15 protein-coding genes, 1 tRNA gene, 1 other RNA gene and 2 pseudogenes are annotated in these 15,323 nt (G+C 33.6%); 5 read left to right on the forward strand and 14 right to left on the reverse strand.

The window, feature by feature from the left end; all coding sequences use genetic code 11:
• Window positions 1-11 precede the first annotated feature (11 nt).
• Window positions 12-83: transfer RNA gene (locus ABWU45_RS01785), tRNA-Gln, on the reverse strand.
• Window positions 74-409 carry a divalent-cation tolerance protein CutA gene (gene cutA, locus ABWU45_RS01790; RefSeq protein WP_264682928.1) on the reverse strand — a complete coding sequence of 112 codons (336 nt, stop codon included), beginning with the start codon at window positions 407-409 and terminating at the stop codon, window positions 74-76. Before cutA ends, ABWU45_RS01785 begins: the two co-directional genes overlap by 10 nt.
• 284 nt (window positions 410-693) lie before the next feature.
• Here cutA and map point away from each other — a divergent pair, with 284 nt between their 5' ends.
• Window positions 694-1,476 carry a type I methionyl aminopeptidase gene (map, locus tag ABWU45_RS01795; protein WP_010403864.1) on the forward strand — a complete coding sequence of 261 codons (783 nt, stop codon included), beginning with the start codon at window positions 694-696 and terminating at the stop codon, window positions 1,474-1,476.
• Window positions 1,477-1,506: 30 nt separating this feature from the next.
• Here map and ABWU45_RS01800 read toward each other — a convergent pair.
• Window positions 1,507-2,717, reverse strand: a pseudogene (locus ABWU45_RS01800) (MFS transporter).
• Window positions 2,718-2,922: 205 nt separating this feature from the next.
• Between ABWU45_RS01800 and rsmH the strand changes: the two are divergent.
• Window positions 2,923-3,807 (forward strand): 16S rRNA (cytosine(1402)-N(4))-methyltransferase RsmH, encoded by an 885-nt coding sequence (gene rsmH / locus ABWU45_RS01805; protein ID WP_353278759.1) that lies wholly within the window; start codon window positions 2,923-2,925, stop codon window positions 3,805-3,807.
• Window positions 3,808-4,126: 319 nt separating this feature from the next.
• Here rsmH and ABWU45_RS01810 read toward each other — a convergent pair whose 3' ends face one another.
• Window positions 4,127-4,426 (reverse strand): ETC complex I subunit, encoded by a 300-nt coding sequence (locus ABWU45_RS01810; RefSeq protein WP_353278761.1) that lies wholly within the window; start codon window positions 4,424-4,426, stop codon window positions 4,127-4,129.
• 142 nt (window positions 4,427-4,568) lie between these two features.
• On the opposite strand from ABWU45_RS01810, the gene ABWU45_RS01815 reads away from it, so the two are divergent.
• On the forward strand, window positions 4,569-5,180 hold the full coding sequence (locus ABWU45_RS01815; protein WP_007302321.1) for a 50S ribosomal protein L25/general stress protein Ctc: 612 nt from the start codon (window positions 4,569-4,571) through the stop codon (window positions 5,178-5,180).
• Window positions 5,180-5,743: an aminoacyl-tRNA hydrolase gene (gene pth, locus ABWU45_RS01820; RefSeq protein ID WP_007302322.1), complete on the forward strand. Its 564-nt coding sequence runs from the start codon at window positions 5,180-5,182 to the stop codon at window positions 5,741-5,743. The genes ABWU45_RS01815 and pth overlap by 1 nt, the downstream gene beginning before the upstream one ends.
• A gap of 34 nt (window positions 5,744-5,777) precedes the next feature.
• Here pth and recA read toward each other — a convergent pair whose 3' ends face one another.
• Complete coding sequence (gene recA / locus ABWU45_RS01825) at window positions 5,778-6,845, reverse strand: recombinase RecA (protein WP_264376085.1); 1,068 nt, start codon at window positions 6,843-6,845, stop codon at window positions 5,778-5,780.
• A gap of 114 nt (window positions 6,846-6,959) precedes the next feature.
• Here recA and truA point away from each other — a divergent pair, with 114 nt between their 5' ends.
• The gene (gene truA, locus ABWU45_RS01830) at window positions 6,960-7,697 is read left to right on the forward strand and encodes a tRNA pseudouridine(38-40) synthase TruA (RefSeq protein WP_264336495.1); all 738 of its coding nucleotides are present in this window, start codon (window positions 6,960-6,962) and stop codon (window positions 7,695-7,697) included.
• 1 nt (window position 7,698) lies between these two features.
• On the opposite strand, the gene dnaN is transcribed toward truA, so the two are convergent.
• The 9 genes and pseudogenes from dnaN to ABWU45_RS01875 form a co-directional block, all read right to left on the reverse strand.
• Entirely contained in the window at window positions 7,699-8,850 is a 1,152-nt protein-coding gene (gene dnaN / locus ABWU45_RS01835) for a DNA polymerase III subunit beta (RefSeq protein ID WP_353278763.1), read from the reverse strand.
• Window positions 8,851-8,961: 111 nt separating this feature from the next.
• Complete coding sequence (locus tag ABWU45_RS01840) at window positions 8,962-9,459, reverse strand: invasion associated locus B family protein (RefSeq protein ID WP_019078627.1); 498 nt, start codon at window positions 9,457-9,459, stop codon at window positions 8,962-8,964.
• A complete protein-coding gene (locus ABWU45_RS01845; RefSeq protein ID WP_353278764.1) occupies window positions 9,452-10,345 on the reverse strand; it encodes an RNA polymerase factor sigma-32 in 894 nt (297 codons plus the stop codon). The genes ABWU45_RS01840 and ABWU45_RS01845 overlap by 8 nt, the downstream gene beginning before the upstream one ends.
• Before the next feature lie 283 nt (window positions 10,346-10,628).
• Window positions 10,629-11,297, reverse strand: coding sequence for a P44/Msp2 family outer membrane protein (locus ABWU45_RS01850; RefSeq protein WP_280143588.1), 669 nt, complete (start codon window positions 11,295-11,297; stop codon window positions 10,629-10,631).
• 375 nt (window positions 11,298-11,672) lie between these two features.
• Window positions 11,673-11,987, reverse strand: a complete 315-nt coding sequence (locus ABWU45_RS01855) for a YbaB/EbfC family nucleoid-associated protein (RefSeq protein ID WP_007302329.1) — start codon at window positions 11,985-11,987, stop codon at window positions 11,673-11,675.
• Between the two features lie 21 nt (window positions 11,988-12,008).
• Window positions 12,009-13,592: a DNA polymerase III subunit gamma/tau gene (dnaX, locus tag ABWU45_RS01860; RefSeq protein WP_265041798.1), complete on the reverse strand. Its 1,584-nt coding sequence runs from the start codon at window positions 13,590-13,592 to the stop codon at window positions 12,009-12,011.
• Between the two features lie 16 nt (window positions 13,593-13,608).
• An RNA gene (gene ffs / locus ABWU45_RS01865) (signal recognition particle sRNA small type) lies at window positions 13,609-13,707 on the reverse strand.
• 349 nt (window positions 13,708-14,056) lie between these two features.
• Complete coding sequence (locus ABWU45_RS01870) at window positions 14,057-14,290, reverse strand: hypothetical protein (protein WP_353278766.1); 234 nt, start codon at window positions 14,288-14,290, stop codon at window positions 14,057-14,059.
• A gap of 149 nt (window positions 14,291-14,439) precedes the next feature.
• Window positions 14,440-15,264, reverse strand: a pseudogene (locus ABWU45_RS01875) (IS4 family transposase); the annotation flags it as partial.
• Window positions 15,265-15,323 lie beyond the last annotated feature (59 nt).

Consider the following 15,323-nt stretch of genomic DNA (forward strand, 5'->3'; position numbering starts at 1 on the left):
CTTCAATAAAGCTGGGGTGGAAGGATTCGAACCTTCGCGTGGCGGTATCAAAAACCGCTGCCTTACCACTTGGCTACACCCCAATATTGTTTATATCAATAACATTATTAACCCAATTAGTAAAAGATTTATTCGCTTTTCCTATGGGTATTATCACAACGGCTGGTTGATCATAAGAATGCATTGCCTCGATTTTTTCTACAATCTTATCAGCCTGATCATTCCTACTTTTCATAATTGCCACTACTTCACAATTACTATTAATTTTACCTTCCCATAAATACAGAGAATTTACTTCAGGAAATATATTTACACACACAATTAACTTCTCGTTTAACAATTCTTCAGAAATAGCCTTAGCCTCTTTCAAGTTTGAAAAAGTTATATAGACTAAAACTAAATTGCTCATTAACCGCTACATAAATGCATTTTTACTATACTCTACTTAGATTTATTCATCAAGAGAAAATAGGAGAGACCTCTTCAGTGCTTGACACACAGAAATTGAAGATGTCATTTAGTAGCTCTCCCCTTGTCATCCCAGTGCGTGACACTGGGATGACAGGAAAAAAAGGCATTCTGATGACACTATTTTTTGTACTTTTGCATTCAATATTCGTACAATTATGTGTCAAGCAGTGGAATGACATTATCTACTATGCAAGATGTGAATTATAATAAGAAATGGAAAATATGAACATAACTATACATTCACAAGAAGATTTTGACTTTATGCGTAAAGCTGGCAGGCTTGCAGCTGAAACCCTTGATTTCATTGCACCATACGTCAAAGTAGGCGTAACAACTAATGAATTAAATGATCTATGTCATGATTTTATAATCAATGCAGGTGCAATTCCAGCACCACTGAATTATAAGGGATATCCGAAATCAATTTGTACTTCGAAAAATGCTGTTGTATGTCATGGTATTCCTGATGATAAACCTCTTAAAGATGGAGATATTTTAAATATTGACGTTACAGTGATTTTAAATGGCTGGTATGGTGATACAAGTCGCATGTTTTGGACTGGTAAACCCTCAATAAAAGCAAAGCGTTTGTGTAATGCTGCCTACAATGCGCTAATGGAAGCGATAAAACAAGTTAAGCCCGGAAATAAGTTAAATGAAATAGGATTTGCTATAGAAAAATATATTGAAGATTTTGGATATTCTATCGTACGCAATTATTGTGGACATGGCATAGGAAAGGTTTTTCATGCTCCACCAAATGTTGTACATTTTTATGATGAAGGTGAGGATCTTATCTTAAAAGAAGGCATGTTTTTTACGGTAGAACCAATGATCAATGCTGGAAAACATGAAACTCTGCTCAGCAAGCTAGATGGCTGGACAGTGACAACACGTGATCTTTCACTTTCTGCACAGTTTGAGCATACGCTTGGAGTCACAAAAGATGGAGTTGAAATATTTACACTATCACCTAAAAATTGGCATTTTCCACCTTATGATTAGATTTTTTAAACACTTGGTTTTTGAAAAAATCTAACTCTTAACTTGTGATATAGCAACTAACCCAATTAGTGCACAGAAAATCATGTAAAAACTTGCTAAAGTTCCTTGCCCTGTAACTTTGATAATAGTTGTGCATATAAATGGTGCAAGGCCACCAAAAAATCCCGAAGCTATATTTCTTGATAAACCAAATCCACTGTATCGCACCTTTGTTGGGAATAATTCGCACATAAACGCGCTAACAGGACCAAGAGAAGCAGCTATTGGGATTATAAAAGAACGTGTGCCATTATTGCTAGAGAATTATTACCACTTAGTATCATTGAAAAAACTGGATAAATTACTACTATAAAAGTTACAAATGCAAATTTCATGACTTTCTCTCTTCCTATCTTATCAGAAAGTATTGCAAATAGTACAGTTAGTCCTCCAAGTGCAACCTGATTTAATATTTCTACTGCGTGATTAAAGTGAGTGTTTATTGTTGATGCAAGTAGATTAAAAAACACTAAATATATGTAAAGAGATGCATTCTCAACTATGTCAACTCCAATTGATATTAGAAAAGGTTTTTTATAGCCATTTAACAGTTCTTTTAACGGTAATTCATGTGGCTTTTCCTGCTTTTTATATTCTGGGCTTTCATCGAGTATATATCTCATATATATACTGATTAATCCTATTACAAAACTGAAAATAAAAGGCAATCTCCATCCCCAAGATTCAAAATCGGATACTTTTTTGCATATAAGCACCACTATAAGACTTAATATTGAGCCAAGAATTGCGCTCAATACTTCAATACTGCCAAAGAATCCTCTTTTATTTTTAGGAGCATGCTCTATTAAAAATGGGGCATTTCCTGCCTCTCCTCCAAGAGATATACCCTGCAATAATCTTAAACATACCACCAGTACTGATGCGAGTACCCCAATGTTCTGATACCCTGGAACAAATGCAATAAGTACGGTTGATAGAGTCATCAATATGATAGAGAGAAATAGAGCAATCCTTCTTCCATATTTATCTCCAATGTGGCCAAATATAGCAGCACCAATTGGTCTTATTAAGAAACCCACTGCAAACACTCCAAAAGCTTTAAGTATGCTGACTAATTTGTCGTCTGATGGAAAAAACACATCTCCGATTATGCTTATTAGATGGCTGAAAAGCATGTGATCATACCACAACAAAGTGTTACAAATTAAACTTGATAGTATTACTTTTGTTATTTGTTGCACGAAATCTTCCGTAATTTGTTTGATATTATAGTAATATTACTTACTTTTTCAAACGTGAATTATGTAAATGTTATATTAATAATATTATCTTATTAAATTTTTATATCGTTGATTATATTTAAATATTCTTATACTATACCTATATATTTCCATATATTTTTTGGCGAGAAAGTTATTTTAATTTAAGTGCACAAAGTCTCTTGATATGACACATATTCCAGTTTTGTTAAAAGAGATGCTACTGCAATTGTCACCACACAGTGGTGGTATATATGTGGATGCCACGTTTGGAGCTGGAGGATATAGCAAAGCAATATTGGAATCCGCTGATTGCAAAGTGTATGCAATTGATAGGGATGAAACAGTTACCAAATTTTATGATGATCTGAACGTTAAATACCCTGATAGAATAAATCTATTTATTGAGAAATTTAGTAATATTAAAAATTTATTAGATAGTAATAATATTAAAGGTATCAATGGAATAGTTTTCGACGTTGGAGTTTCATCTATGCAGCTTGATAATGGAGATAGAGGATTCTCATTTCTACGTGATGGCCCACTTAACATGAGCATGGATAAATATTCTCATATGAATGCTTCGACGTTTGTTAACGCTTTACGTGAAGAAGAGATTGCGAACACTATATATAATTATGGGGGTGAGCGTCATTCTCGTAAAATCGCAAGAGCGATAGTAAATGCGCGGAAGAAGAAAATTATCAAAACTACATTTGAACTTGCGGATATTGTACGTTCTGTAGTGTTTCGTGGAAAAAGCAAGATTGACCCTGCAACTAGAACATTTCAGGCAATCAGAATATGGGTAAATGATGAGCTAGGAGAGCTTGAAAAGGGTATTAAAGCTGCATCTGAGATTTTAAGTGAAAACGGCAAATTAATTGTAGTTACCTTTCATTCTCTAGAAGATCGTATAGTTAAAACCCTTTTTAAAGATTTGTGTGAACCAGGACCTACAAAGACATTCTCCCTTTTAAACAAAAAAGTGATTAAAGCAAGTGTGGAAGAAATAAATGCAAATCCGCGTGCGCGTTCAGCAAAACTCAGAGCTATACAGAGGTTGTCATGAGAACCTTCTCTATTATTTCAATAACTATGTTTTTATTATAGGGTTATTTAAGGTAAAATTATATGTCCAATCACTAAATAAATAGCTAACACAAATAAAACGTGAAATTAATTTAGTGCAAAGCAACATAAAAGTTCTTCAAGCAGAATGAAGTTATTTGAGTAATCCAAAAAAACTTGCAGTCTTACGGAGAAATACCTAAAAAATAACTCTTTGATACTAGCTAGCCAGGTTCAACTATCTAAATGACCTTAGTGTGTTAGCAAAATCATAGTAACGATTAGGTTTAGGTTTTTAGATAAACACACTACGATAAAACTTACTTTGATACGAAATTATTCGCATAAGATTTTGGCAGTCTTTTAACATCTTTTGGCATTTCAATTGTGTACTTTGTGTTGTGTTTCTTTGCATAAGATACTGCTTTTTCAAGAGAATCAAACTTTAATACAATCTGTTTTTGGGGATCTTTTGAGCCAACCCATCCCATCAAAGGTTCAATATAGTAAGAACAAGGCTCAATTTTTAGGTACCAGAATTTTGTATTACCTAAGCCAGATTGTGTTGCAGTTTTTGTTGGCTTATAAATCTTAAAAACCACTTGATCGTTAATACTCATAGCTCTTACTACGTAATCTTAAGTATATATCTAAATAAATTTTTCCACAAAGAATTAGTGTGAAAGAATGAAGTTTGAAATAAATATTTTTATGTTATATTATTAAATTATATAAAAAGGATTAGCTGAATAGGAGTAATCGATGGCACAGCAAGAAATGGTAACAATTAATGCAGAGTTACGTGATGTAAAAAAAAAGAAAGCGATGCAGGCTCTGAGGGAGAAGGGAAGTATACCTGCAGTTATATATGGTAAAGGGCATGATAACGTAAATTTGACATTGTCTGCAAAGGAATTTACTAAACAATATAAATCAGGTGCTCTTTCTGCACATTTAATAGAACTAGATATTTCAGGGAAAAAAGAATATGCTCTTGTTCGTGATATTCAATGGCATGTAGTAAAGGATACTGTGCAACATGTTGATTTTCAGTTTGTTGATAAAGGTAGTGAAATTAAAATAGATATACCTTTATCATTCATCAATGAAAGTAAATCACCAGGAATCAAATTAGGTGGAGTGCTTAATGTTCTGTGTCGTTCTATTACTGTCAAATGCTCTCCTGAGAAAATACCTCAAGTCATAGAAATTGATTTGTCTGGCAAAATGATTGGTCAGTCTATACATATCAATGATGTAAAATTGCCAGAAGGTGTTAAATTTGTAGCTCATGAGGAAGAAAATTTCACCATTGTAACAATCTCTGCTGCCGATAGTGATGTTGAAGAGACTCAAACAAAAACAGAGGAGTAGTGCATTTAATAGCTGGGCTTGGTAATCCTGGTAGTCAATATGAGTTAACTCATCATAATATTGGTTTTATCGTTATTGACGCAATCTACAAATATTGGAATTTTCAGTCATTTTCTAAGAAAGCCGATTACTTGATAACCTCTGGCATAATTAACAATAATAAAGTTATGCTAATAAAGCCTTATTCGTTTATGAATAATTCAGGTATTCCTGTTGCAAAAATAAAAAATTTTTACAAATTATCGCTAGACAATATTGTTGTCATACATGATGATGCTGACTTGAAATTTGGAAGAATAAAAGTAAAAAAAGGTGGTAGTTCTGCTGGACATAATGGACTTAAGTCTATAGATAGCTTTATTGGTAATGATTATTGGCGTTTAAGATTTGGAGTAGGCAGGCCTGAAGGTCAGAAAAGCTTAGCAGACTATGTGTTATCAAAATTTGAAAATTTTGATAACGTTATCCTCTTAGTGGAAAAAATAGCAAAAAATATACACCTAATGCTGCAAGGAGATACCACAGCTTTTATCAACTCGGTTGAGAGTGAAACTTTAGTATAGCAAACGAATACTGCCCAATACAAACTAATTTAGATTAGAATACTGATTCTTCTAGAAGTTGTTCGCGTTCCTCTTCTATTGCAATAGAATTATCGTGATTTTTAAATAAATCTCTGATTTTTGTTTCTATTTCATTTGCAATTTCTTTGTTTGCCTTGAGGTAACTTTTTACATTTTCTCTTCCTTGGCCAAGACGCGTATTGTTATATGAATAATAAGCGCCTGCCTTTTCAAGGACACCAAGTTTTGCTCCTATATCTATTATTTCCCCAAGTTTTGATATGCCTTCATTATACATTATATCAAATTTTGCCTCTCTAAATGGAGGAGCGACTTTATTTTTTACAACTTTAACTCTCGTTTCATTACCCGTAATATTCTCTTTATCCTTTATCGCACCAACTTTTCTTATATCAAGTCTTATAGAAGTATAGAATTTTAACGCATTTCCACCAGTGGTAGTTTCAGGATTTCCATATACTACTCCTATTTTCATACGAATTTGGTTGATAAATATCAATATACAGTTTGCTTTTGAAACTACAGAAGTTAGTTTCCTGAGTCCATGGCTTAGAAGCCTTGCTTGCAATCCCATGTGCTGATCGCCCATATCCCCTTCAATTTCAGCTCTTGGAGTTAGTGCTGCAACAGAATCAATAACTATTACATCAACTGCACTAGAACACACTAAATACTCAACAATATGCAACGCCTGCTCTCCAGTGTCTGGTTGTGAAATTACCAAATCATCAGTTTTCACTCCAAGTTTACGAGCATATATAACATCCAGTGCGTGTTCCGCATCGATAAATGCACATAAACCTCCTTTTTTCTGTGCTTCAGCAATTACATGCAAAGCAAGGGTAGTTTTACCAGAACTCTCAGGGCCAAATATCTCAATTATACGTCCTTTTGGCAATCCCCCAACACCCAGAGCTGAATCAAGTGCAATCGACCCTGTAGATATCGTGTCTATTTTTTCTACAGGGTTTTGCTTTAGCTTCATTATTGCACCTTTACCGAATGCTTTTTCAATTTGACTTATTGCATTATCTAGTGCTTTTTGCTTATCATTATTTCTTTCTTCTGGATTATGTGCCATGGATCATTTATTAACTTGTATAGTCTCCATGGTAATTGAACGCAACCAATCTGCCAAGGGTTTTTTAATAACGAAGAACGTTAGTTACCTAAAATTAGATAGATAGACTTTGTAGTGCGATACAAAATAACGATAGAATACAATGGTAGTGGTTTCTCTGGCTGGCAAAAGCAACAACACTCTGCTAACTCAATTCAGGAAACCATAGAAAACGCTATATTTAATTTCAGTGGCGAGAGAGTCTCTTTGCATTGTGGTGGCAGAACTGACACAGGGGTTCATGCTTTAGGGCAAGTTGCTCATTTCAATATGGAAAGGCAATTTGAGCTTTACAGAATAAGAAATGGAATAAACTATCACTTAAAAGCTATTCCTATAGTTGTGCTTAGTGCAGAAGCCGTAGATGATGCATTTCATGCGCGATTTTCAGCAAAAAAAAGATATTATGAATATAGAATAATTAATCGCTACGCTCCTGCAGCTCTGGAAATCGGTTATGTGTGGCAAGTATTTAACCCACTTGACGTAAACATCATGCGTGAAGCTGCTAGACACCTGCTTGGAAAACATAATCTTTCAAGCTTCCGCTCAAAAGATTGTCAAGCTACAAATCCGGTCAGAACAATCGATGATATTGATATAGTACAAAATGGAAGTCACATATACATCAAAATATCTGCGATTTCCTTTTTGCATAACCAAGTGAGGATTATTGTTGGCACTTTAGTTGAATTTGGAAAAAATAGAACTAATCCACAAGAAATGCTAAATATATTAAGTCAATGCAAAAGAAACGCCGCTGGGGTCACTGCGCCGCCTCACGGCTTATACTTAGTAAAGATAGATTACTAGCTTAAGTCCTCATTGGCATTACTATATATAGTGCACTTGGATCATCTTCATCAGTGATAATTGTAGCGCTATTACCATCTGATAGGCTGACCTTACATTTGTTTTTTATACAAGATAAAGCATCAAGCAAATAACGAGAATTAAATCCTACTTCCATAAGAGCTCCATCGTAATCCACCTCTATAGACTCAGTTGCATCACTACACTCTTGAGAGTTTGAATGCAGAGTTAATAAATTCTTTTGCAATGAAAATTTAATTGATTTTATTTTATCGGACACAACAACGGAAACTCGGTCTATAACGCTAGCAAGCTTACTACTCTCAACAATCATTTGTTTATCTTGAGACGTTGGAATGACAGCTTTGTAATCTGGAAAAGTCCCATCTATCAATTTTGATATTAGAATATACTCACCACATGTAAATTTGATTTTTCTATCTGAAAGTTTTATATTAATCTCATTACAATCACACAATACTTTCAATAATTCCATGATAGTTTTACGTGGAATGATCACCCCAAATTCGCCGTTGATATCTTCAGGTTTAGGCCTTTTTATACATGATAAACGGTGGCCATCAGTTGCAACGCAGTACAGAAATTGCTCATCTGTATGCAGATATATCCCGTTTAAATTATACCTTGTATCATCCAGCGACACAGCAAACTTCGTTTTAGTCAATAAGTCTACCAAATCTGCACTTAGTAGAGTGAAATCGTATTGATGATCACCTTCTTCCAGAACAGGGAAGTTATTTGAAACTACGTTCGGTAAAGAAAAATTTGCATTTCCACAGGATATCAATAATTTTCCTTGATTATTCATTTCGAAATAGACATCCAAATTAGTTGGCAATTTCTTCACTATATCATGTAAAGTATGTGCTGAGATTTTCACTTCTCCTTCTGCTGATACATTTGCAGTAAGTGAGGCAAATATTGAAATGTCAAGATCGGTAGCCTTTAGTTTTATGCTGCCATGTTGTGCTTTGATATTTATACACGCTAAAACGTCTATCGCGTTGCGCCTTTCAACCACCCCGCTCACTCTGGATAGCGTATTTAAAAGACTTGCACGACTTACACTAAAACGCATTTGTTCACACACAGAACTTTGTTCTTTGATTCCTATATCTACAATTTTTGACATATTAATTCTCAAAAATATATTTTAAATGATATTCATATTCTATGTAAAGTGATATCCATATTTTTGTCTGAGAGACAAAACAGCCTATCTTATACTTTAGTGATCAATAATTTACTTTGTATGGCATAAGTCATGCATTTTTTGGTACGCTTTTTGAAAGCCAAGCAAGGAATAAGTATCATCAACATTTGCTGTTTTTACTTTTCCATTAACTACCATTGATAATCCCTGCTTCATTTTTAGAATCAAATCTTGGTCCATTTTTGTATCATCTGTCCACGCAAGACTTCCCTGTATTATTGGCAATTGATATTTAATTTTTTTATCGATATTGAGAACTACAGGCTCATTATTATACTGAAAGCCAGAAGTGACGCTCACCTCATCTGCTTTTTTATCAACGTAACTGACCATTACATACGGCTTGCGATCGGCTGTATAATGTTCACTTTTTTTCTTAGGATGAGATACAATATAACACACTTTTTCACCATCTTCCAATGCAGTATACACAAACCAGTCTTTATATTTTTCGCTCAGTTGTACATTACTAACCGATGCAAGAGTGTCTATTGAAAGAAATATTAGAAATACGAAAAGACTACGCATGTAAACCGAATTTCAAACTCTCTGATTTTATATGTTGTTTTACCTTACTCATCGCTTGCTCAGCCAGCTGTCTTATTCTTTCTCTTGAAACACAATATTTTTTGCTAAGCTCATCCAAAGTCTGAGTATTCTCAGATAAATATCTGCTAATGAAAATGTCTCTTGATCTTTCATTAAGACTTGCCAGCGCATTGCTTAAAATTGTTTCTTTTAATGCCTTTTCTTCATGATTCTGGTAAGCTACTTCTTGACTAACTAAATTACACGGAATCATATCTTGTAACTCCTTTTTAGAGTCTTCACCTATTTTTATACAATTATTTAACGACTGATCCTTACAAGCCAGACGATAGCTCATCTGTACAACATCTTCTTCAGATACAGAAAGCTCATTTGATATTGCTTTTATTTCTTCTTTACTCAAAGTTTCTCTGTTTGTGTATTGTAAAATTCTTTTTTTTATTTTACGTAAACTAAAAAACAATCTCCTTTGTGCTTGCGTTGTACCTATTTTTACAAGTGACCAAGATTTTAATATAAAGTCTTTCATTGAAGCTTCAATCCACCATACTGCATAAGTTGAAAAACGAAATCCCAAGTCAGGATTGAACTTTTTCACTGCATGCATTAAACCCATATTTCCTTCCATGACCAGGTCCATCAACAATAGACCGTAATTCTTAAATTTCATTGCAATTTTTACTACCAAATTCAAATGGCTAGTAATCAACCTGTGAGCAGAAGAAATATCCTGGTATTCTTGCCAATTTTTTGCTAATCGCACTTCCTCTTCTTGGGAAAGCATAGGAAATTTTCGCACTTCAGCAATATATTGCATGAGATTAGTGCTACTATTAACACATAAATTTGCTACTGGGGTCAACATAATAACTTAAATTAAAACTCTATACATATAATATATTGATTTTCAGTGAAAAATTCAAGCTTTAATTAAAAAAGCACAATTTTACATCTAATTGAGATCTTAACAACAGTTACCTAAATGTATCATTAAAATTGCTAGCGTGTAACTATAAAAACTACATTAAATAAATAATGTGTTATTCCAGTGCTCAAACACTGGAATTCACATTTCTTTTTTCTAGATCCCAGTGTCATGCTACTTGAATGACAAGAAAAACCCACTGGGATAATAAGACAAAGATAGACTAGAAATTAAACGCTACTCCAGCTTCTGCACCAACAGTGCTGTAAAGAACATTTTTGATACCAGTATCATCCTTATTTGCCTTATCAAAACTAGCACCATAAGAACCGAAGTAACGAGCTCCAGCAAAGAGTTTGATTTCTGGGGTTACATCATAACTAACACCAGCTTTTGCTTGATAAGCAAAACCAAATCCTTTTTGATCTTTAACTTCATTAGCTTTTGAAGGATTGCTGATATATGCTGCACCAACACCAACACCAACGTATGGAGTGATAGGCATATCTTCAATCGCTATATCGTAATAAACGTTAACCAATCCTGAAAATGCTGTTACACTATCTGCAGCCTTGTCATCAGATACTACAGTTGCATCTTTAGCCAATTGTGAGTAAAGCCCTTCAACATCAACTCTAATGTCATCCATTTTATAACCAAATGCACCACCACCAGCTAGAAAAGATGCTTTTAAGGGACTTTTACCTGATGTATGTGTAATACCATCAACTTTTGTATAAAGAGGTAAAATTTCACCGTTGTATTGTAAACGAACATAGTAGCTAGTTTCTTCATCACTTATTGGACCAATAGGGTCTGATGAAAAAGCAGAGTTTGATAGGCTTAGCAACGTCACTAAAGCAGCTGCCGAAAAAAACTTTTTATAATGCATAATTGCCCTCGTTAAAAAAATTAAAATTCCACTTTAGCAGTCTAAATAATAACTAAAGTTAAGTCAAGTGCTAACTTAATAACACAAAACCTTCTGTATCTTAACTAACTTTTAGGAAAATACAAAGATTTTATTAATTAATAAATAGAGTTACTCTACTTTTTTTACTCTTGATTTTTTGGTATAGCTAACATAGGTAAGATTTACTATCGAAAGACCTCGTCATTCCTCTACTTGTTAGCGGAATCTATACCGCGGCGGTATGACGTAGGGCTGTGCTAGCTATAGGTGCATTATATGAAAAAGTACTAGCGTTGGAAATATTAGAAAAAAAATACTTACACTAAAAGAAATTTCAGTAGTATAGAAATAAATTCAAAAAGGAAGTTTAAATCCAGGTGGTAACCCCATCATACCTGCAAGATCAGAGGTTGCATTTGCCATATCTTCTTCTGCTTTTTTAATGGCATCATTAAACGCTGCTGTCACTAAATCTTCTACTATGTCTTTTTCTTCATTTCTCATAAGCTCTAAGTCTATGTTTACCTTTTTAGCTTTATAGCCACCTATTTTTATAACTTCCACTAATATAGAAACTTTGCCACCACCAGAAATACCTTGAAACTCTTTTCCAATATATTTTTCTTGGGCTTCCGCAAGCTTTTTTTGCATTTCTTGCGCTTGCTTCATTATTTGACTGAAATCCACAACCTACTCCTTATTTTCTATATTAACTACCTTTGCACCTTTAAACGTATTTAATATATCCTTAACTACAGGTGCATAATTTAAATTGCTCACTTCCCTATTCATATAACTCGTATCAACTATAATAACCCACTCCTGATTAGTAGCTTGATTTAAGTAACTTTTCAAGTCATTACAAAAATTATTGTTCAAGTTAGATACAGCTTTTAATTTTAAATACCCAAATTTACAATCTATTAATTGTAGATTACTACACAGTTGTTTGTAAAGATAAATTTGGTTACTCCGCCTTAATAGTTGCAAAATCTTATCAAAATCGTAATTTTGTTGTTTATTTTTCACATGGATCCCAGTGTCGCGCACTGGGATGACAGAGTGGGGTTTTTCCACATATTTTTTTGGATCCGAGTAGTCAGCTACTTGGATGACAGATGGGGAAGGTGCAACAGGTCTGCCCTGTCTATTTCCTTGCTCTACATTCTGTGAAAGAATTTTTTTGATCACCTGTTCCGGAGAAGGCAAATCAGAAAGATAACAAAGGCTAATTAACATCATTTCAGCAGCAACCTCATTGCATGTTGAAATTTTTATATCTTGAATACCCTTAAGCAGCACCTTCCACAATCTCGAAAAAAATATTAAAGACTTTTTCGCACTCAAATCTTTTACTCTGCTCTTCTCATATTCTGTATCAATCTCTTTTGTAATTAAAAAACGGCATATTAACTGGATTGTTTGCAGCAGATCTTCAAAAATATTGAGCGGATTTGCTGTTTTTACCACATTGTCGAATACTAACAAAGCCTTCTGTAAATCACTATCTAATACTGCTTCCAGTAGATCAAATATAACGTTTCTATCTACTAGACCAAGTATGTCTGTAACACTTTGAGTGGATATTGTACCATCTTTGCTATATAGCACTGCTTGATTCATCAAAAATAAAGCGTTACGCATTGAATTACTACAGTGGTGCGCAATTAATTCCGATGCTTCTTTTTCAATAAAATAATTTTCTTTTTGTGCAATATCATTTAAACGCTCCATTATCTTAGCTGAAGGAATGTTATGTAAGTCAAACCTTTGACAACGTGCAATAACAGTTATTGGTATCTTTTTTATTTCTGTAGTTGCTAGAATAAACTTTACGCTAGATGGTGGTTCTTCTAGAGTTTTAAGTAATGCATTAAATGCATTACTGGATAACATGTGTACTTCATCTATAATGTAAACCTTAAATTTAGAACTTATTGGTAAATAGCAAATATCTCCCAAGATCGCTCTAACATCCTCAACACTAGTGTGACTTGCCGCATCGATTTCAACTACATCTGGATGGCTTGAATTTTTTATTGCCAGACAACTTGTACATGATCCACAAGGTTCAAAAGTTGGCCCCAATGAGCAGTTCAAACATAAAGCTATTATTCTTGCAGTGGTGGTTTTACCAATTCCACTGCTACCAGAAAGCAGTATAGATTGTGGAATTTTGTTGAGAGTAAAAGCATTTTCTAGTATACGCACCAATATATCTTGACCTACTAAATCTTTAAAGCTACTAGGACGATATTTTAATGCTATGTTCATAGCCTAGAATAAAACAAATAGTACAAATAGGTATGCAACCCAAAAAGATTCTGATATGGTTGCTTCATTTCTGACCTGACCAAGTTACAGAATTTTTGCCTGCATACCTTATCAAAGGTTATACTTTTTTTTTTTTTTAGCAAGGTATATTCTATATTAGTCTTATAATTTATATGTTAGACCTTTTGCAACATTACTTTGGAGTAAACAGCTGTTACCTAAAATACTCTTCTTCTGTCATCCCAGTCTGGGATGGCTTTGTTTCATAGCACCTTAAGCAGTGATGGTTTACGACAAATTTATGTAATGATTTCAAATTTAGCCATACCAATATCAGTGAATTTATTAAGCAAATAGCACTTAATTAGTAATTCTTTTTCACGATTTACTTCAGATTTATTCCTAAACAAATACTTGCTTCAACCTTGAGAAAAATCCTTCTATATAAGATCTTTTCCCATAATTTACTTCTTTTTCCATTCTTTCATGCCATCTTCACCGTATAATTTTATTAACCTAATAGCAGCATTTCTGTCAGACATATAATCTATTTTTGAATGTTCTGCTGCATCCTTTTTTGGTAGAACTTTTGTTTTTATATCGTATTTCTTACACAATTTATAAAGTTTTTGCCTATCGTATGCCCTATCTGCATATAATGCTTTTATTTTGTGCTGAAAATTAACTTCTTCAAGCAAGCTCCATAGTGGTCAGAGTAGACGCCATTACTGTATCTTGCAGCTATAGCTTTTTTACTATTCACACTTAACATAACATGTAACTTTCTTACTTGCTCGTAGCTTCGGTACTTTCTATCTGCACTGTTTTCCTTACCATACGCGTCAAGTTAAGAGATTGTGAGCAAATTTAGAGAGGTTAAAGTGGATACTCTAGCCCTTCTACGTTTGTCTTTTAATGAAAATCGCGACCAAGTTATAGTGAGTTTTTTAAGAAATGCTTTTAAACTATTAATTTTGGTTAATACTAAAAATAACTCTCTAACCCGCCTTTTTAGCTCAATAAATGCCTTTGTTAAGCTAAGTTCTGTATTCTTTTTCACTTCTGTGCAACCAACTATGCCGTGAAATATAAGAATTGCGCACAATTTAGCATATAGTTCACATAATACTCTGCATGGCTTTCCTTTTAGCTTATCAAGCCTGATATGGCTTTTATACAATTTAAATAATAACTCAATTTGCCACCTTACTCTGTAAATCGTTAATACTTGCTCAGCACTAATTTTATTTTCTGGAACATTAGTTATAAATATTGACCAGTTCAACAATTTTTGATTTCTTTTAGAGGATGTATATCCCTGCGATCTTGCTAATCTATTAGCTTTCCTTCTTCTGGCCATAGACTGTTCTTCAGTTAGTTTCTGACATATAATTCTTACTCTAATTTTTGCTTCTTTTCCTAACAATACCTCGTTTTCTAAAAATAACTTATCCTCTAAACATTCTAATAACTCCATTTTTTGATTTGTTTCTACATCATATATGTTGGTATCGGATTTATAACGACTTATGAAATAAGCTCCTATTTCATTGATTTGTTTAAAAGAACTTGGCACAAAATAACCGAGATCAGATATTAGCAAATCATTGCTTAATATATTACTTAAATGTTTCCTATATCCCTGGTCTGATCTCACTGCCATTAAGTTAAGGAAAAGTGATGAACTGTATTATAAAATCAGGTAAGATTCACAAATTAAAAGAAGTAATG

Source organism: Wolbachia endosymbiont (group B) of Longitarsus flavicornis, from assembly GCF_964028135.1.
In the GTDB taxonomy this organism is placed as follows: domain Bacteria; phylum Pseudomonadota; class Alphaproteobacteria; order Rickettsiales; family Anaplasmataceae; genus Wolbachia.